General features: G+C 54.7%; 1 protein-coding gene. It reads right to left on the bottom strand.

Annotation, left to right across the window (positions count from 1 at the left end):
- Window positions 1-213, bottom strand: a 213-nt coding sequence (locus RVY79_RS17635; RefSeq protein WP_317465790.1) for a hypothetical protein, incomplete at its 3' end; no start/stop codon positions are given.
- Between the last annotated feature and the right edge of the window lie 202 nt (window positions 214-415).

Raw genomic sequence — 415 nt, 5'->3', positions numbered from 1 at the left:
GCAGCAGCAATGTTCCTGTTGGCCCTCAACTACACACGCATGACATGGTTTGATGCCCTTCAACTGCGCGACAATATCTTCGATGTCAGCGCCAACCTCGGCGTTGATGCGCTCAATGACATGGGCAATGCGCTCATCGAAACCTGCCGACGCATTCAGTGCAAGCTGCTTCGCATCGCCCAACTCCATGATGATATAGCGCTTTTCGCTCATCACTCCTCCTATCCTGCCGATTGCTGCTACGCGTTAATGTCCGGCACGTCGTCGCCGAACTTACTGGCAACGTGGGCGCGCATGGCGGCAACCAATGGTGAGGCACTCTCAAAAGATGGGCCTTCCGAATTGGTGAATGCCTCCCACCTGTCCTGAGTCCTATCCGGTGAATCCGCTGGAAGAAACAGCAGGCTAATAAGAC

Origin of the sequence: Chromohalobacter sp. HP20-39, assembly GCF_033052815.1 — a bacterium.
In the GTDB taxonomy this organism is placed as follows: domain Bacteria; phylum Pseudomonadota; class Gammaproteobacteria; order Pseudomonadales; family Halomonadaceae; genus Chromohalobacter.
Note: the sequence above shows the minus strand (reverse complement) of the source record. Positions and strands in the feature narration are given on the sequence as shown.